The sequence below is a fragment of the Olivibacter sp. SDN3 genome, from assembly GCF_014334135.1.
In the GTDB taxonomy this organism is placed as follows: domain Bacteria; phylum Bacteroidota; class Bacteroidia; order Sphingobacteriales; family Sphingobacteriaceae; genus Olivibacter.
In genome coordinates this window covers 1,132,068-1,151,517 of the sequence record NZ_CP060497.1, presented here as the reverse complement: position 1 = coordinate 1,151,517, position 19,450 = coordinate 1,132,068, and the positions used below count along the sequence as shown (strand labels likewise).

The following is a 19,450-nucleotide window of genomic DNA, read 5'->3' as shown; positions in this document are numbered from 1 at the left end:
GACCTTTTCATCGGTATATTTACCGTTGGTAAGGCCGTTAAAACCGTGGATCTCTTTGTTTCCGCCGATTTCTACCAAGACAACACTTTTTTTCTCTCCGGGCTCAAACCTAACCGCTGTGCTGGCCGGAATATTTAAGCGCATACCAAAGGCTTTAGGCCGATCAAATGATAAGGCTTTATTTACTTCAAAGAAATGATAGTGCGATCCTACCTGAATGGGACGATCTCCCGTGTTGGTGACAGACAGGCTAAGGGTTTTATAGCCCTCATTCGCTTTTATATCTTCTTTCTTAAGGATGTATTCTCCAGGAATCATAATTATCTTATTTTAAAAGTTAACGTATAGGTTCGTGTACCGTAACCAGCTTCGTTCCATCAGGAAAGGTCACTTCCAATTGTACATCATGGATCATTTCGGGCACACCTTCCATTACCTGATCTCTTTTCAATAAGGTTGTGCCGTATTGCATCAGTTCGGCAACCGTCTTCCCGTCTCTTGCCTCTTCCATGAGCTGCGCACTGATGTAGGCAATGCTTTCCGGGTAATTCAGTTTTACTCCTCTTTTTAATCGCTTGGCTGCCAGCTCACCAGCCAGGTGCAGCAACAGTTTTTCAGATTCTCTTGGTGTTAAACGCATATGTGTAGATTTTGTAGACGATTTATTACTTTATAACAATATTAACAATTAGGTATTGGAGCTGTATCAGCGGCATATTAACACAATCTTAGAAGACTGGGATAGTGTAAAACAGTCCTAAGGAGACACGATTGAGCTCCGCTTTAGAAGCGTTTATTACCTGGCTATAATCTATGGTATTGCCGATGTACGCCAAATAGAAACGCAAATCCTGGCTTTCGTAGGGTTTATATTGAAGTGCAGCGGTATAGGTGTAATTCTTTCTGAAATCTTTTCCTATCGCTTCATCTTTCCTGGAAGAGGCCGTTTCGTATGCGCCCTTTAATGATATCTCCCAGTGATCTGTTAGCATCTGATCCAAGCGCAAGACAGCGGTTTTATATTGAATACCCCTTGCCAGCACCTGGTCGGTGCCACTGCGGCCGTAGTGCGTATTTAATACAGGGTTCACCACCATCGTATAATCTACCGGAAGGTAAGAATACTGTAGATCCAGGTAAACCAACGTTTTATTCAGGGCGAGTTTGTTAGCAAGAGAGATGTTGTGATTGGTATGTCCTTTAGCGAATTGCGAAATATTGTAAGACCACTTGGTATGGATCTTCTGGTCGGCAAAGGCTCCTATCCAGGTGAAGTAAGTGCCCAGAGGATTACTTGCCGCGTTTAGGTCTTCCTGGTTATAGCCCCTTGTTTGGAACAGGCGATCAAAACCCTCGTTGGTTGTATTATAAATCTGCACATTCAGGCTATGGTTCTTATCGACCTGATGAGACAAGGTACCGCCCACCACAAATAGATTCAGTATCCGGTCGACATAATCCGTAAACAGCAACTCATAGATCGGGTTATTTTGAAACTCATAACTCCCTACCAATGCACTCTGCTTACCAGCGGTAACAGACCATTTATTCTGGTTACCAAATTTATAATGCAGGTATGCCCAGTCCAACGCTTGGGATCCATTATCCTGACCGGTTTCGGCGAATGCCCTATTTAAGCGGTACCTGACCCGATAAGATAAGCGATCGTTGTAGTTTCCCCCTATATCGATACGCGCTTCATCCAGGCCTATGCTATTCTGTCCACCTTCATTGAAAAAGCTGTCGCCATGAAAAGCGGTACGCAATAGTGCGTTCATGAAAAAACGCTTGTCTGTTGCGGCCTGTTTTGCCGAAACCGTATCCATGCCCAATTGAGCAGTTTCATTAGCGTTTTTTACTTTTGCAGTATCAGTTGTAGCGGCGAAACCTTTAAAAGTTAAAGCAACTAAAACACATGGTAAGATGATAAAATGATAAGCCGTTGATCTCATGTCCTATACTTGTATTTTACGTACAATAATAGGCTGGAATGATAATAACGATATCAGCGCGATATGAGAGCCAAATAAGAAAGGCGGTCTTATCCGGAGTGCTGTGGAGCGGTATCTATAGCAATACGTAAAGTCACGAGCGTTCCTTCATTCACTTTTGAGGTGACATCTACCTCAATATCATGTAGTTCAAGAATATTCTTTGTCAACGATAGGCCAAGGCCGTTTCCATATATACCGGTGGTGTTGCTTCCCCGGAAAAAGGACTCGAATATATGTGGCAGCTCTTTTTCAGGGATACCGATACCCTCATCTTTAATCGTCACCACCACTTGCTGATTCTTCACCGTCAAAGAGATGACCACCGGCGCGCTCTTGCCGTACTTGCATGCGTTCAATACCAGATTAGATACGGCCACATGGAGCAGATCTCTGTTGGCCAAGATGTGCAATTCCTGACTATCATCCGGTATGGCATGAAAATCAAAATGAATGGGTGTGCTGGAGTACAGGCTATTGGCCGAAATCTTCACGCCATATAGCAATTCATCTATTCGAATGATTTGGGTGCGCTCGATTTGCCCTTCGTAACCCGTTCGTGCCAATAACAGCAGGTTTTTTACGATCAACACCATCTTGTCTACTTCGCGGGCAATAATTTCTAACGAGTACTGGCTCTCCTTATCTTCCTTTAAACGCTGAAGTACGATTTCGGCCTCGCCACCAATTACCGTTAAGGGTGTTCTCAGCGAGTGTGAAGCATTCCCTATAAAATTTTGCTGAGATTTGACCGCAATCTGCAATCTATTCAGCATATCGTTGAAATTATTGATCAGGTTTGCGATCTCATCGTGTTTATGCGACTTTGTATTCTGTAAGCGCAGACTGAGATTGCTGATGTTGATCTGACGCACATTTTCATTAATCGTTGCGATGGGCGTAAGGATGTGATCGGCAAAATAGAAAGCGATAACGATACCGAGTGCCAAGGCAATGAGGCCGCCCGAGAGTAAGGTCTTGTCGAGATCGGCCTGTTCTGCATGCCCGTAACTATCCCTACCGGAAGAAATCACCAGGAGATCATCTTTGTGCAGTGAATCTGCAAAGTACATGGCAAAATACGCGGTATCATTATGCAGGTATTCTGCTTTACCATTGGTGATCGCCTCGCTGTAGAACGACTTCGGCATCGGTAAGTTCGGGTCAAAACGTAATTCCGTACTTCCCTTCGCAATCCGTAACAGGTAATCATTTCCTTCCGATAGCAAAGCAAGATACTTCCTTTTGACCTCGTAATACATTTTGGTATTGTAGGAATCTCCGGCTATGGTATGCGTACCTACAATTCTGGCATTCTCTTCCAAGCGTAGGAAGAATTTCGTTTTTAGACTATCCCAGGTAAAGTAAGATGCATAAATAGCAAAGAAGGTAATAATCAGCGTTATTATTCCCGAGAACAAAAGAATGATCTTCGTTCTAATCTTCATCTTCATATTGCACACGCATTACGTAGCCCATACCAATGACCGTATGGATCAGTTTGGGGCTAAAATTTTTATCGATTTTCTTTCTGAGATAGTTGACATATACATCAACTACGTTTGTACTCAAATTAAAGTCCATTCCCCAGACTTCTTCCAGTATATCCAGGCGAGGTAGAATCTTGTTATGATTAACCATCAGGTGTTCCAACAAGCGATATTCGGTTGCAGTTAAGGCTATTGATTTTCCCGCCCGTGTGACGTCTCTACTCTCGATATCCAAAGAAAGATCGGCAAGTTTTATTACTTTCTGGGCGACCCGCTGTCTTTTTGCCCTTCGGGTATGCCGTTTTATTCTTGCTTTTAGCTCCTCAAGTTTAAAAGGCTTAATGAGATAATCGTCGGCATCACGCTCAAATCCCGCCACGATATCTTCGGTTTGGTCAAGTGCCGAAAGGATAAGTATCGGAATATCTCTATTAGCCATTCTTATGTTATGGCATACCTCCAAACCATCCATACCAGGCAACATAATGTCTAAGATGATTAGGTCATATGTATTCATACCGGCCATCTTTAATCCGGTATATCCATCCATGGCAACACTTATATTATATTTTTCATCATTGAGCCCTCGCTTGATTAGCGAAATAACAGTTGGCTCATCTTCTATTAATAGTATTTCCAAATTGATTGAGGCTTATTTGTGGGTTTAAGAATATTCTCCAAAAAGCTGTTATTGTTTGCTCAGTAACAAAAATATACTTTTATTTTTTAGTGTATAGCAACTACAACACATATTTTACCTTTCTTTTTAACGTGTTTTTTGAGAAATGGGGTGCTGTCCAAACAGTTTTCAACCTAAAACAATAACTTTGCAAAAAAATGCCACTGCACTAATCGGTAATGGTATCAACCCAATGTTTTAAAGATATAATAAAATATGTATAGAACACATACTTGCGGCGAATTAACGATGGCCGACTTAGGAAAAGAAGTTGTATTATGTGGATGGGTACAAAAGTCGAGAGATCTGGGTGCGATGACGTTTATTGATGTGAGAGATCGATACGGCTTGACACAATTGGCATTTGATACGGATGATAACGAAGCGCTGCGTGTACAGGCGAGGGCTTTGGGACGAGAGTACGTCATTAAAGTGTCGGGTACAGTGATCGAACGATCGAGTAAGAATATTAAGATAAATACTGGAGAAATTGAGATAAAAGTAAGCCATTTAGATGTCCTTAACGCTTCCAAATTACCTCCTTTTCTGATTGAAGATGAAACAGATGGAGGGGAAGATCTTCGTATGAAATATCGTTATTTGGACCTTCGTAGAAATCCCGTAAGAAACAACCTGGTTTTACGTCATAAAATAGCACAAGCTGTACGCTCATATCTTGATGGCCAGCAGTTTATCGAAGTAGAGACACCTGTACTTATTAAGTCTACCCCTGAGGGGGCGAGGGACTTTGTCGTACCAAGTAGGATGAATGCAGGTGAATTTTATGCGCTGCCACAGTCACCGCAAACGTTCAAACAATTGCTGATGGTATCTGGATTGGACCGTTATTTTCAACTGGTGAAATGCTTTAGAGATGAAGATTTGCGGGCAGATAGGCAACCCGAGTTTACGCAGATTGATTGTGAGCTGTCTTTTGTTGAACAAGAAGATATTCTAGTACTTTTTGAAGGACTGATAAATTACTTGTTTAAGAAAATAAAAGGTGTGGAGATTGGCGAATTACCCAGAATTTCTTATGCTGACGCTATGCGTCTTTATGGTTCTGATAAACCTGATACGCGCTTTGGTATGCAATTCGTTGAAGTTAATGATCTGTTGAAAGGTGCAGGTTTTCCGGTTTTTGATAATGCCGAACTAATTGTGGGAATAAAGGCGGAAGGTTGTGCCTCGTATACCAGAAAGCAGTTGGATGCCTTGACAGATTTTGTCAAGCGCCCGCAAATAGGGGCAACAGGCTTGGTGTATTTGAGGGTGAGTGAGGACGGAACCTTGAAATCGTCAGTGGATAAATTCTATGGACAGGAGCAGCTAAAAGCCTGGGCAAAAGCATTTGATGCAAAATCGGGCGATTTGATCTTAGTGATGGCTGGTGATGCGGAAAAAACCCGTAAACAATTGAACGAGCTTAGGCTAGAAATGGGCAATCGACTAGGCTTACGAGATAAAAATAAGTTTTCAGCACTGTGGGTGGTTGATTTTCCGCTGTTAGAGTGGGACGATGAGACTAGTCGTTATCACGCTATGCACCATCCATTCACTTCCCCGAAGCCTGAGGATATAGGGTTGCTGGATACCGCACCGGGAAAGGTTAGGGCCAATGCTTATGATATGGTAATTAATGGTACTGAAGTTGGGGGGGGATCTATCCGTATTCATGATAAAGGTAAGCAAGAACTGATGTTTAAACATTTAGGTTTTAGTGAAGCCGAAGCACAAAAGCAGTTTGGGTTCCTAATGGAAGCATTTACCTACGGTGCTCCGCCACATGGAGGTATTGCTTTTGGTTTTGATCGCCTGGTGTCTATTTTCGCAGGATTAGATTCTATTCGAGATGTGATCGCTTTTCCAAAGAATAATGCCGGTAGGGACGTGATGATCGATTCTCCAAGTGTAATTTCTCAAGAACAGTTAAATGAATTAAAAATTGCGGTTAAAGTGTAAAGCTATTTCGCTGATCAAAAAGAAGGGCGCGGTTTCCAAAACCGCGCCCTTCTTTTTGATCAGCTATTTTATTGTCTTCCTACTTAAAATTAAAAGGGTAAATCATCATCTTTATTTTCATCAAAATTTACTGTATTACTGCTCTGGTCTCCGGAGTTTGTCGATGTGTTTTTATTGGCAGTATCTCCATTTCCCGCTGGAGGCTCAAAATCACTCCTACGACCTAACATCGTAAAGTTCTCGGCAACAATTTCAGTGGTATATCTTTTTACTCCCTCCCTGTCTTCGTAAGAACGTGTACGAAGTTTCCCCTCTATATATACGAGTTTTCCTTTTTGCAGATATTTCGCAGCGACATCCGCTAGTCCTCTCCACATTACAATGTTATGCCATTCGGTCTGCTCTACCTTTCTACCGTCTTTGTTGAATGTCTCCGATGTTGCCAAAGGAAAACTCGCAACTGAGACATTACCATCTAAATGGCGAACCTCGGGATCCTTGCCTAAGTGTCCAACCAGAATAACTTTGTTGATTCCTGACATAGCTTGTAAGTGTTTTTATTGCAAATATTGTAATCTCTTAAAAATGTGAATATTAATTTAGGTTTAGCTAATGTATCTAAATCTTTTATAAAAACATAATTCCACGGCCTTTTTTTGCCACTATCTGGCTTTATATGAGTAAGCTCTATAAATGTTGCATAGATGTTTTGGTGACTTAATACATGCTTTTTTGGCGTGCTTAAAACTTTTAACTGCGTGTTATCTCCAAATAACCCGGTGAAGATGTCTAGTTGTTTTAAGTCTTCCATGCTAACTTGTTCGGTTAATTCCAACATTGGAAATTGATACATATTTTCCCATATATCTTTAGGACCTCTTTTCTGCACTGCTATTTTATCTTGGTTAGTAATGATGAAATAATAAAAGTATCTATTCCTTGAGGGCTTTCCCTTTAGTTTAACAGGTAAAAAATTTACTTTGTTTGTTTTTATTGCATAACAGTCTATCTGCAATGGGCATATGTGGCAATCTGGCTTTCTAGGTTTGCATTGAAGAGCGCCAAACTCCATGATCGATTGATTGTATATTGCCGGATTGTTCTCACCCAACATCTCTTGTGCGACTTTATAGAATATTTTTTTCCCCTGGGGTGTATTAATCGCTTCATCGATACCAAAATATCTCGAAAGCACTCTAAATACGTTTCCATCTACTACTGGTTTTGCTTCGTTGGCCGAAAAAGATGCAATGGCTGCAGCGGTGTATTCGCCTACGCCCCTAAGCGTCAGTAGACTTTTGTAAGTTGTAGGAAAAATACCTCCATATTCATTTACCACCATTTTAGCAGCCTTATGCATATTTCTGGCCCGGGAGTAATATCCCAATCCTTGCCATAACCTTAGAATATTATCTTCCTCTTCATTGGCAAAAGCGGTAACCGTGGGGTATTTTGATAGGAAGCGATTAAAATAGGGTAAACCTTGTTCAACGCGGGTTTGTTGTAGAATAATTTCGGAAAGCCATATCACGTACGGATCTGTTGTATGGCGCCAGGGTAAGTCTCTTTTATTTTGATGGTACCAGCGGATAATTTCTGTTGAAAACGACATGATGCAAAGGTAATAATTAACAATAAGCCTTCAGGTGTGCACCTTAGCGTTACTGCATTTTTTACGCTTCGGTTTTTCATGTCACTTTCTGTCAAGAAAAAGTTGATAATAAAATGTTTTTTTTAAATGTGATTGCCTGCTGAGTGTGCGGTGTATGAAGTGTTTGTAAACAAATTACAACTTCTTAAAGCATAGCTAAATAGTTTATTTTTTTGCGCTAAAAGTATAAGTTGTATATATTTTACATAAAAATTAAGGATTTATTTTTGTAAATCATTTAAAAGCAATACTTTTGCATCCCCAAATCGAATGATCTGGCGCATTTTAAGGAAAAAACAATTAGAAAGAATATAACATGACTAAAGCAGAAATTATCGCAGAGATTTCTAACAAAACAGGTTTAGAAAAAGTAGACGTACAGGAAACTGTTGAAGCATTTTTTAAAGTAGTTAAAGGTGCAATGGTAGAAGGCGAGAATGTGTATGTTAGGGGGTTTGGTAGTTTTGTGGTTAAGAAAAGAGCCAAGAAAACTGCCCGTAACATTTCAAAAAACACCGCTATCATTATTCCAGAACATTATGTTCCTAGCTTTAAACCGGCAAAGGTTTTTGTTGAGAAAGTAAAAAACGGCAATAAATAGTCTGCTTTAAAGATTTAGTAATCAAGTCATGCATCAGTCAAAACAAATAATAGTTATAGCGTTGGTAGTGTTACTCATGGGAGTGTTGCTGGCGCAACCTATTAAAGGTTTAGTGAAGCAAGATGAAGAGATGGAACAAGCGCAGCCAACAGGTAATGCTGGAGCCGAGCTGGTAAATTTGGAATCGGTATCCGCCGTTGCCAAGCAGGGGTTAGATGCGGGATTGGTTCAGGAGATTGCAGCAGTTGAAGCGGCGTTGTCTACCAGCGAAGGAACAGAACGGTTAAATCTTCTAAAGGAACTTGCAGGGCACTGGGATGACGTGGAGAAATCTGCACCATTGGGTTTCTCTTATGAAGAAATAGCCAAGATTGAACCTTCTCTGGAAAACTGGATGAAAGCTGGTGATGCTTTTACGGCGGCCTATGAAAATTTACAAGATACTGTTGTAGCACCAGTGCTGGTTCACCATGCACAAGAAGCTTATCAAAGCGCGTTGGAGCTAGATGCAGATAACTTAGATGCCAAAACAGGTTTGGGTACGGCAATTGTAAATGGGGGTGGGGCTCCTATGCAGGGGATAGCAATGTTAATGGAAGTTGTTCAAGAGGAACCGAAAAATTTAAAAGCTAACATGAACCTTGGCTTATTTTCAATGCGTTCCCGTCAGTTTGATAAAGCAGTTGACCGATTTAAAACAGTTGTTGAAGTAAAACCTAGTGCTGAGGCGTGGTTCTATCTAGCCACCAGTTACGAAAATATTGGCTTGAAAGCTGACGCTATTAAGGCTTTTCAGGAAAGCAAAGCTATAGCGGCAGACCCAAGTTTATCACAGTTCATAGACCGCAAGGTTGATGAATTAAGCAAGTAATTAATCATTAAATAGAAAACATTTTAAAAATTTAAGCTATGCCAAGCGGAAAGAAAAGAAAAAGACATAAAATGGCTACTCATAAACGTAAAAAACGTTTAAGAAAAAATAGACATAAGAAAAAATAGAGGGTACTTACGTATGCCGAACATGGTAGCCTGCATCTTATCGTTTGAGGTGCAGGCTATTGTGGTTGGTGGTGTCCCTCTATTGCGCTGATCGTATCTATAGGTATGATGTAGTAGTATGTTTGTTTTTTTAGAACAATCTTTATGGTTTAACCGAAGGTTCCATGAGCGCCTGGAATATTAGCTCACTGCTGAAGAAAAGTAAATTAAGTGAGGTTGGGCTTGGGTGCTTATATATTGATAGGACCTTCTAAAAAGAAGTAGCTGTTGGTAAAGGAGTTAATTGTAGATTCTTCCCCGGAGACGGGGACAACTATTGCTTTACTGCAGGATAAACAGCTTGTTGAGTTAAATAAGGAACAGGTAAATAATAATTATGCTGTTGGGGATATTTACCTAGGGCGCATTAAAAAGATAATGCCGGGCCTCAATGCTGCATTTGTAGATGTGGGTTATTCAAAAGATGCATTTTTGCATTACTTGGATCTAGGACCACAGGTACAATCGCTTATCAAGCTTACCAAGTTAGTAAAGAATGGCAGTTACAAAGATAAACTGCTCAATAGTTTAAAACTAGAAAAAGATATCAATAAGGCTGGGAAGATCTCCGAGATCTTGAGCCGCAATATGTTGCTTCCTGTACAGATTGCTAAAGAGCCAATCTCAACAAAAGGTCCCCGGTTAAGTTCTGACTTATCTATCGCGGGCCGATTTGTAGTACTGGTACCTTTTTCTGACACGGTTTCCATCTCGAAGAAAATTAAAAGTAATACAGAGCGGAATCGTTTAAAAAAAATAGTTGAGGCAATAAAGCCTCCCAATTTTGGAGTTATTATCCGTACGGTTTCGGAAGGTAAAGGTGTTGCTGAATTAGAAAAAGATCTGCGTGATCTGATAACCAAGTGGGAATCATTCAGTAAACGCTTGGCGTCATCCGAACCAGCCAAGAAGGTTTTGGGCGAGATGGATAGGACTTCTACCATTTTGCGTGATATTCTAACCGATGAATTTTCGCATATTTATGTAAATGATCACATCATTTATGAAGAAACACGCACGTACATTCAGGATATATCGCCTGATTTAGAAAAAATCGTTAAGTTTTATAAGCATAAAGATCCGATCTTTGAGTACTTTGGTGTTGAAAAACAGATAAAGGCAGCTTTTGGTAAAATTGTCAATTTACAAGGTGGTGCTTACCTGGTAATTGAGCATACGGAGGCACTACACGTAATTGATGTAAATAGCGGTAACCGTACGGCCAATAAAGAAAACCAGGAAGATAATGCCTTGCAAGTAAATAAAGAAGCTGCCAAAGAAATTGCAAGACAACTGCGACTGCGAGATATGGGAGGTATAGTGGTGATCGATTTTATCGATATGCACAAACCTACCAACCGGAAGGAGCTTCACGATTATCTTAAAGAATGTATGGGCAATGATCGGGCGAAGCATACTATCCTACCACCTAGCAAATTCGGATTGGTGCAGATTACAAGACAAAGGGTAAGGCCTGAAATGACAGTGGTTACCAGCGAAAAGTGCCCTGCTTGTGGAGGAACAGGAGAGATCAGAGCGAGTATTGTACTGATGGATGATATCGAAAGTAATTTGAGTTATGTACTTAATGAGCAAAATGAAAGGCGTATCACCTTATGTGTGCATCCTTATATTGAAGCTTATATCAAGAAGGGGATTATCTCCCGCCGTATGAAATGGTTTTTTCAATACGGCAAATGGATTAGGATAAAAGCAATTTCGTCGTACTATATGAATGAATTTCATTTCCTTAACTCGAAAGAAGAAGAAATAAAACTTTAGTGCTGTTATACTATTATTGCAAATAAAAGCCCTGTGATGTTTTAAACACCACAGGGCTTTCTATTGAATTATTGATATCTTTATCACGATACAAAATTTATGGCAAAAACTAAATCGGCTTACTTCTGTCAGCATTGTGGGTATGAGTCTCCCAAATGGTTGGGTAAATGTCCTTCTTGCCAAGAATGGAATTCTTTTGTTGAAGAATTGGTGGAAAAGGGAGGAAATAGGACGCCTGAATGGCGTAATGGAGATGTTTCTATAAAAAAGACAAATAAAGCAGCCGTTATCCATGAGATTGTTTATGCTGAGGAACCTCGGATAACAACGATAGATAAGGAGTTGAACAGAGTACTTGGAGGAGGCATAGTTGCCGGTTCTTTGGTACTTATAGGTGGGGAACCGGGTATTGGTAAGTCTACGCTGATGCTGCAATTGGCGCTCACGTTGCCGGGATTGAAGACGCTCTACGTTTCGGGCGAGGAAAGTGAGCAGCAGATAAAAATGCGAGCAGAAAGGCTAGTGCAGTCGTCAAAAGCAAACTGTTATATTCTTACGGAAACTTCTGTACAGCATATATTTAAACAGATTGAACATACCGCACCCAATTTGGTGATTATTGATTCCATCCAAACACTCTATTCTACGCACATAGACTCAACTCCTGGAAGTGTTTCCCAAGTGCGGGAATGTACAGCAGAGTTGTTACGTTTTGCAAAAGAGTCGGGTACTCCAGTATTTATTATTGGTCATATAACAAAAGATGGTGCTATTGCCGGCCCAAAAGTACTGGAGCATATGGTTGATACCGTATTACAGTTCGAGGGCGACCGGCATCATATGTATCGTATACTGCGGGCGATGAAAAACCGTTTTGGCTCATCATCTGAATTAGGTATTTACGAAATGCATGGTGCAGGCCTAAGGGAAGTGTCTAATCCCTCTGACATTTTACTTTCGCAGCGAGAGTCGGCGTTAAGTGGGATAACCATTGCTGCTATGCTGGAAGGTGCCAGGCCCGTATTGATTGAGGTACAGGCATTGGTGAGTAATGCTGCATATGGTACGCCGCAACGGTCGTCGACAGGTTTTGATACCAAACGGTTGAATATGCTGTTGGCTGTTTTGGAAAAGAGATTCGGCTTCAGATTGAGCGCTCAGGATGTATTTTTAAATATTGCTGGTGGCTTGCGGGTGGAAGACCCGGCGATCGACCTGGCAGTTATCAATGCTATTATTTCTTCTCAGCAGGATATTGCGGTATCGACCAATATAGCTTTTGCGGGAGAAGTTGGTTTATCTGGTGAGATAAGAGCTGTTAATCGAGTAGAACAGCGGATTGCTGAAGCGGAAAAATTAGGATTTGAACAAATCTATATCTCTAAATATAACAAAAAAGGTGTGGATACCTCAAAATATCAGATAGAAATAAAATGGGTTGCCAAAGTTGAAGAGGTATTTAGTGCAGTTTTTGGATAAGTAAACAATAATATTACATATAGTTCGTGTTAAAAAGACAATAAGTACTAAAAAAATACTAATTTTGCAAGTCATGTCTTTGTTTAAGATAATAAATATCATTGTACTTATTGGGTTTGTTAATACTACAACCTATTTCCCATGTTATATTAATGATAATTTATTGCAATATGTTGATGTTAGCGAAGCCCAAACCAGAGATTTCGACGGAGACACCCTGTTAGAGTGTTTCTTTGATGATGTATTAGACTTACCGATGTCAGGTAGTGACTATGATCCGGACATCTTTTTCGACAATTATAACTTTCTGGTTAACATCATAGACATTTCCATCAAAGTACTTGATAGTTTTATATTAACTGTTAAGCCTATATTGTGTTCCTTAATGAGTAGTGAGAGTTATTTTGTTTCGAAGACTACGCCACTATTGGGATACTACACATTTTTATTTAGGCTAAAACCTTTCTAGCTTCTTCCCTTTCATGCCATTAGGTGCTGTAAAGCCATACCGATAAGAGTTGTTTGACGTTTATGGCGCAATCAATTAATCGTTCATGTAAACTAAATGGCTTAGCTAATAGTTATTATTAGGTAGTTTACATCAATCTTTATAGAATTATTAAAAAATATTAGTCATAATTATTATAGAATCTTAATGAAAGATACTGTTTATATAGGCATATGCTGTATATTGCTTGCCCTGGTTTTGGGTTGCACATCGAGTGACGGAAGAAGCACCAACGAAGAGGAAAACCTTCGTCAAGTTCCTTTTACGACGTTAAAGACTATCGACACTATTCTATATGCAGATTACGTTGCAGATGTACAAGCTGTTAGAAATGTTGAGGTAAGGTCGAGGTTGCAGGGGTTTCTAGATCATATTTACGTTGATGAAGGAACGACTGTTCGTAAAGGTCAAATCCTTTTTAAAATTAATGATGATGAATATAGGTCGGCAGTTTCTAAAGCACAGGCGGCACTGAACAATGCAATTGCCGATGCAAAGACAGTAGCGGTTGAGTTAGAAAGAGTTAAAGTGTTGGTAAGTAAGAATATTGTTGCCAAGACCGATTTAGATGTTGCACAGGCACAGCTGAAAGCGGCGGAAGCAAGAATTGAAGAAGCACGTTCCGATCTCCAGCACGCCAGGACAAGATTAGCCTATACCAATGTACGGGCACCGTTTGATGGCCGAATTGACCGGATACCTTTAAAAGTTGGAAGTTTGCTTAATGAAGGTGCATTACTAACTTCGGTTTCAGATCTCGAGGAGGTCTACGCTTACTTTGACATCTCTGAGGCTGAATACCTCCGTACCATAGGCAACAGTGAACAGGGTAAGACTTTTTTTGCTAAGCAAGTTAAGCTGATGCTTGCCGATGGCCAGGAGTATCCCTTTATGGGAAAACTGGAACTTGCCGAATCAGAATTTGAAGCTTCTACCGGAACCATTGCCCTGAGAGCAAGGTTCCCTAATCCAAAAAATATGCTAAAGCATGGTTCAACCGGTAAAATCATGCTGCCAACCGATATAAAAAATACATTAATTGTACCACAGAAATCAGTTTTTGAAATACAGGATCGATCTTATGTATACGTGCTTGATTCTGCTAATAAAATAAAAATGACCAGCTTCAAGACAGGGCCAAGGTTTGGACATTTTTATCTGGTAAAATCAGGATTGAAAGAAAACCAACGGATTGTTTACGAAGGTACTCAGAGCTTAAAAGATGAATCTGTTATTAAGCCTCGGGAAGTGCATTTAGATAGTTTATTGAATAGTCCGGAAATGGGTTTATAAGTCTATTCATTTTATTTTTGCTGTAGAAGGATAGTCTCATTTATCCTTAACAATAGATCGTTATTATGTTTGAAAGATTCATAAAAAGACCAGTTTTATCACTGGTAATCTCTTTATTTATAACGTTACTGGGTATTTTATCATTATTTACATTACCCGTAACACAATTTCCAGAAATTGTTCCACCATCCGTAATGGTGACGGCTGAATATACTGGGGCCAATGCGGAGGTAGCAACTGATGCCGTCGCGATACCTTTGGAGCGTGCTATCAACGGTGTGCCGGGTATGACCTATATGACCACTGTTTCTACTAATAACGGAACAACCTTGATACAGGTATTCTTCGAGGTAGGTACCGACCCTGATATTGCCGCTGTAACTGTTCAGAATAGAATATCCACTGTGCTTGATGAACTCCCTGAGGAAGTTATCCGTTCGGGGGTACGCGCGGAAAAGGACGTGAACAGTATGTTAATGTACCTGAATATCTATAGCGACGACGACAGCGCTGATGAACGCTTTATTTATAATTTTGCAGATATCAATGTATTAAAAGAGTTAAAAAGAATTGAAGGGGTTGGGTTTGCGGAGATCATGGGCTTTAAAGACTATGCCATGCGGGTGTGGTTGAAACCAGATCGCCTGGCGGCATATCAAATATCGAGCGAAGATATTATTACCGCTATTCGGGCACAAAATGTGGAAGCGGCTCCTGGTCAAACGGGTATTGGGTCTGATAGGCGACTTAATATGCAACAATATGTCTTGCGCTATCCAGGTAGGTTTAGTACACCTGAAGAATACAGAAGAATACCCTTACGGGCCAATCCAGACGGATCTATTTTGCGCTTACGGGACGTTGCGGAGATTGAATTCGGTTCTATAGAGTATGAAATGGCTTCAAAAGCTGAAGGCAAGCCTTCTGCCTCTATTATGATGAAGCAACTGCCAGGCTCCAATGCAAAAGATGTTATAAACCGGGTGAAGGAAAGGATGGCCGAATTACAGGGAACCTCTTTCCCTCCCGGCATGAAGTATACGATGGGCTACGATGTTTCCAGGTTTTTGGATGCTTCAATCAATGAGGTGCTCCATACGTTAGTTGAGGCTTTTATCCTGGTATTTTTGGTTGTGTTTATTTTTTTACAGGATTTTCGTTCGACTTTGATCCCCGGTTTAGCTGTACCTGTGTGTTTGATCGGGGCATTATTTGTGATGCAGCTCTTAGGGTTTTCCGTTAATTTATTGACTCTTTTTGCTCTGGTGTTAGCGATAGGTATTGTGGTAGATGATGCCATCGTGGTAGTAGAGGCTGTTCATGTTAAAATGGAAGAGGGGCTGGCGCCCATGGAGGCTACTATCGCCGCTATGCGAGATATTAGTAGTGCAATTATTGCCATCACGCTAGTTATGTCGGCGGTATTTGTTCCCGTAGCGTTTTTGGACGGGCCTGTGGGCGTATTTTATCGGCAATTTTCCCTAACATTGGCAGGAGCCATTATAATTTCCGGAGTAAATGCACTAACCTTAACTCCGGCTTTATGTGCGCTGATTTTGAAACCGGTGGATCATCATCATTCCTCGCCAAAAGGCCTGCTGGGAAATTTCTTTAAGCAGTTTAATCAGGTATACGACCGCGTTTCAGGTAAATATAGCGGCTTAGTGGGCAGAATTGCCGGACGGAGAAGCATTACGTTGGGTTTACTGGTTGCTTTTTTTCTGGCAACCTGGGGTATGAGCGCGATATTGCCTTCGGGGTTTATCCCGACGGAAGATCAGGGTATGATCTACGTTAATGTAACGACGCCTGCAGGGGCAACTGTAGAGCGTACAGAGGCCGTGTTAGATGAGATTGATCAATTAAGTAGAAAGTTCGATGCCGTAGAAAGTGTTTCTACGTTGGCTGGCTATAGTTTGGTGAATGAGGTTACGGGAGCCTCGTACGGTATGGGGATGATTAACTTAAAACCTTGGGAGGAACGCGATGAGTCGGTCAGTGATCTGATGAAGTTGTTGGATAAGGAAACAGCCGTAATTGCGGATGCAGATATCGAGTTTTTCCCTCCACCAACCGTGCCCGGGTTTGGCAATGCCAGTGGTTTTGAGCTCAGGGTGCTAGACCGAAGTGGGAGTGATGACCTAAATGAGCTGTCGAAAGTGCTGGCAGATTTTATTCAGGAACTGCAGAGTGAACCAGCTGTTGGAAATGCCTTCACGAGTTTCGATCCCAACTTTCCGCAATATTTGATTAAGGTGGACTATGATATGGCAGCCAAATTAGGTATCAGCGTTGAAAATGCGATGACTACTTTGCAGACCTTAATGGGTAGTTTTTATGCGTCTAATTTTATACGCTTTGGTCAAATGTATAAGGTTATGGTACAAGCGGAAGCTGATTATAGAGGTAAACCAGAGGACGTGTTGAAGATGTATGCAAAAAGTGATAGTGGAAAAATGGTTCCTTATTCTACGTTCATAGAAATGGATCGCATCTACGGGCCCGAACAGCTTACACGCTATAACATGTTTACCTCTGCTATGATTACGGGAGACGCAGCAGATGGCTATAGTTCTGGGCAAGTGATAGAAGCTGTAGAGCGTATTGCGGCGAAGCTCCCGCAAGGCTTTGATATTGAATGGTCAGGTATGACAAGGGAGGAGATTTTATCAGGAAATCAAGCAGTTTATATCTTCGCTTTATGTTTGTTGTTTGTGTATTTGTTGCTCGCCGCTCAATATGAAAGTTTTCTGTTGCCTTTGGGTGTAATCTTGAGTTTACCAGCGGGTGTTTTTGGAGCCTTTTTCCTATTAAAGGTAACCGGTCTTGAAAACAATATCTATGCTCAGGTCGCGCTGATTATGTTGATAGGTCTGTTAGGTAAGAACGCTATATTGATTATTGAGTTTGCCGAACTTCGCAGGAAAGAAGGAATGCCTATTCTGCAGGCAGCAAAAGAAGGAGCTGTTGCTCGGTTGCGCCCGATTTTGATGACGTCTTTCGCTTTTAATGCGGGGTTGATCCCACTGGTATTTGCAAACGGTGCGGGTGCTTTAGGCAACCGGTCGATAGGCACCGCTGCATTTGGAGGCATGATCATCGGAACAATAATAGGTGTGGTTGTAGTTCCGGGTTTATATGTGCTATTTGCTTCGCTGGGCAAAAGTAAAAAAGAAGGAAAATCTACTATTGCTAAAGTGAAAGAAGCAATCCTCCCAATGATGTTAATAGCTTTGTTGATGAGTGCCTGTGGGGTAAAAAAGGATATAGATTATCGACATCGGGAAATTCCCGAGAGTTTCACAGGAGGGAATAAACAGGATACTATACAAGGTGATACAACTTCTATTGCTTCTACGCCGTGGCATTCTTTTTTTCAGGACCAACACCTGATTGATTTAATTGATACAGCCATAGAAAATAACCCGGATATGCAGCAAGCACTTTATAGGGTGGAAATGGCTAGAGCAAATATGCGCATGCGCAAAGGAGCTTTATTTCCCTCTATCAGTGCAGAGGCGCAGGCGGGTTTAAGAAAATATGGTTTTTATACCATGGATGGTATTGGCAATTATGACACCAACTTTTCCGAGAACTTGAAGGATGATGAGCGCTTGCCTGACCCGCTGCCCGATTACCTTTTGGGTTTACGAGCTTCTTGGGAAATAGATATCTGGGGTAAGTTGAAGAATAGGAAAAAGGCAGCCTTTGCTCGTTTCCTTTCATCCTATGAAGGCCAACGATTGGTGAGTACGCAGTTAGTTGCGGAGGTTGCCTCTTCTTATTATGAGTTACTGGCTTTAGATAATGAGCTGGCTATACTGGAGAAAAATATTGGGCTACAGGAAGAATCTTATGAACTTATTCAAGTACAAAAGGAGGGAGGAAGAACTACCGAGCTGGGTGTACAGCAAATGAAAGCCGTGCTCCTTAACTCGAAAGGACTGAAAGAGCAGGTGCTCCAAGATATCAATGCCCAAGAAAACTACCTTAATTTCTTATGTGGTAAATTTTCTGAAGGAATAACAAGGAGCAAGGTAAATATTGAAGATTATCCCCTATCCCGAGGCTTAAACCCGGGAATACCTGCAAATATGTTGATTTTGAGACCAGATATACGCGCAGCGGAGTTGAATTTACTGGCCGCAAAAGGAGATGTTAAAGCTGCTCGTGCGGCGTTTTTGCCATCTTTACAATTTTCTCCCTATGTAGGTCTTCAAGCGTTTGATATCTCCAAGCTGTTCGTTACACCAAGCTCTATTGCTTACGGATTAGTAGGCGGGTTTACAGGGCCGATATTCAATCAACGTCTTATTCGTTCGGAGTATGAACAACAATTGGCCAATAGTGGAATTGAATATCAAGAATATGAAAAGACAGTGTTAAAAGCTTGGCAGGAAGTTGAAACCGGCTTAAAGGCACAACAGCACCTAAGAAATAGACAGCAACTGAACGAGGAAGAAGTTGAAGCGTTGATATTGGCGGTTGATGCCTCAGGAGAGCTCTTTAGGGCTGGAAGAGCGAGTTATCTCGATGTGATTACCTCACAGCGAAGTGTTCTGGAAGCAGAGATAGCGCTTAATAGAACATATAAAGAATATCTACAAACAGTAATTGATTTGTATAGGGCTCTAGGAGGAGGATGGAACGCACCTCAGGAAGAAGAATATCAAGTGAATAATTGATAGGCAGGTTTGGTTTGGATGCGCCTAAGCAACCTAGTGGCGTGAGCAGTGCGAGCGTTACCATTGTGTGGCGTATCCGAAATACTTAAAAAGCGGAATCCCATTTAACAAGATTGGTTGTGTGTCCGTTGCTCCACGTCTGGATCCGGGCGCGCTCCGCTGCCGTCTCCAAGGCCGTGTCTGCAACGGTCACACGACCCGTTCGGACTTCAATTGCAGGTTTGGATGCGCCTAAGCAACCTAGTGGCGTGAGCAGCGCGAGCGTTACCGTTGTGTGGTGCATCCAAAATG

General features: G+C 41.3%; 14 protein-coding genes and 1 pseudogene. 8 read left to right on the top strand and 7 right to left on the bottom strand.

All coding sequences use genetic code 11. The annotated features are described in order from the left end of the window. Positions 1-21: 21 nt before the first annotated feature. From ureB to H8S90_RS04555, 5 genes and pseudogenes are all read right to left on the bottom strand, one after another. A pseudogene (ureB, locus tag H8S90_RS04575) lies at positions 22-318 on the bottom strand (urease subunit beta); the annotation flags it as partial. Between the two features lie 19 nt (positions 319-337). Continuing rightward, complete coding sequence (ureA, locus tag H8S90_RS04570; protein WP_187341406.1) at positions 338-640, bottom strand: urease subunit gamma; 303 nt, start codon at positions 638-640, stop codon at positions 338-340. An 88-nt stretch (positions 641-728) separates the two neighbouring features. Continuing rightward, a complete protein-coding gene (locus tag H8S90_RS04565) occupies positions 729-1,952 on the bottom strand; it encodes a porin (protein WP_187341405.1) in 1,224 nt (407 codons plus the stop codon). Positions 1,953-2,041: 89 nt separating this feature from the next. After that, complete coding sequence (locus H8S90_RS04560) at positions 2,042-3,445, bottom strand: cell wall metabolism sensor histidine kinase WalK (RefSeq protein ID WP_222852237.1); 1,404 nt, start codon at positions 3,443-3,445, stop codon at positions 2,042-2,044. Then, positions 3,429-4,121, bottom strand: coding sequence for a response regulator transcription factor (locus tag H8S90_RS04555; RefSeq protein ID WP_187341403.1), 693 nt, complete (start codon positions 4,119-4,121; stop codon positions 3,429-3,431). Before H8S90_RS04555 ends, H8S90_RS04560 begins: the two co-directional genes overlap by 17 nt. Before the next feature lie 255 nt (positions 4,122-4,376). On the opposite strand from H8S90_RS04555, the gene aspS reads away from it, so the two are divergent. Further along, positions 4,377-6,122, top strand: a complete 1,746-nt coding sequence (gene aspS / locus H8S90_RS04550; RefSeq protein ID WP_187341402.1) for an aspartate--tRNA ligase — start codon at positions 4,377-4,379, stop codon at positions 6,120-6,122. 89 nt (positions 6,123-6,211) lie between these two features. Here aspS and H8S90_RS04545 read toward each other — a convergent pair whose 3' ends face one another. Next, positions 6,212-6,664 (bottom strand): single-stranded DNA-binding protein, encoded by a 453-nt coding sequence (locus H8S90_RS04545; protein ID WP_187341401.1) that lies wholly within the window; start codon positions 6,662-6,664, stop codon positions 6,212-6,214. After that, positions 6,625-7,734 (bottom strand): A/G-specific adenine glycosylase, encoded by a 1,110-nt coding sequence (gene mutY / locus H8S90_RS04540; protein WP_187341400.1) that lies wholly within the window; start codon positions 7,732-7,734, stop codon positions 6,625-6,627. The genes H8S90_RS04545 and mutY overlap by 40 nt, the downstream gene beginning before the upstream one ends. Before the next feature lie 355 nt (positions 7,735-8,089). On the opposite strand from mutY, the gene H8S90_RS04535 reads away from it, so the two are divergent. From H8S90_RS04535 to H8S90_RS04505, 7 genes are all read left to right on the top strand, one after another. Further along, entirely contained in the window at positions 8,090-8,374 is a 285-nt protein-coding gene (locus H8S90_RS04535; RefSeq protein WP_187341399.1) for an HU family DNA-binding protein, read from the top strand. A gap of 28 nt (positions 8,375-8,402) precedes the next feature. After that, complete coding sequence (locus H8S90_RS04530) at positions 8,403-9,245, top strand: tetratricopeptide repeat protein (protein WP_187341398.1); 843 nt, start codon at positions 8,403-8,405, stop codon at positions 9,243-9,245. A 395-nt stretch (positions 9,246-9,640) separates the two neighbouring features. Then, positions 9,641-11,194 (top strand): Rne/Rng family ribonuclease, encoded by a 1,554-nt coding sequence (locus H8S90_RS04525; RefSeq protein WP_187341397.1) that lies wholly within the window; start codon positions 9,641-9,643, stop codon positions 11,192-11,194. Positions 11,195-11,293: 99 nt separating this feature from the next. Further along, on the top strand, positions 11,294-12,673 hold the full coding sequence (gene radA, locus H8S90_RS04520) for a DNA repair protein RadA (RefSeq protein ID WP_187341396.1): 1,380 nt from the start codon (positions 11,294-11,296) through the stop codon (positions 12,671-12,673). Between the two features lie 73 nt (positions 12,674-12,746). Next, positions 12,747-13,142: a hypothetical protein gene (locus H8S90_RS04515; RefSeq protein WP_187341395.1), complete on the top strand. Its 396-nt coding sequence runs from the start codon at positions 12,747-12,749 to the stop codon at positions 13,140-13,142. Positions 13,143-13,328: 186 nt separating this feature from the next. Beyond that, a complete protein-coding gene (locus tag H8S90_RS04510) occupies positions 13,329-14,474 on the top strand; it encodes an efflux RND transporter periplasmic adaptor subunit (RefSeq protein ID WP_187341394.1) in 1,146 nt (381 codons plus the stop codon). A 65-nt stretch (positions 14,475-14,539) separates the two neighbouring features. Beyond that, entirely contained in the window at positions 14,540-19,159 is a 4,620-nt protein-coding gene (locus H8S90_RS04505; RefSeq protein WP_187341393.1) for an efflux RND transporter permease subunit, read from the top strand. Positions 19,160-19,450 lie beyond the last annotated feature (291 nt).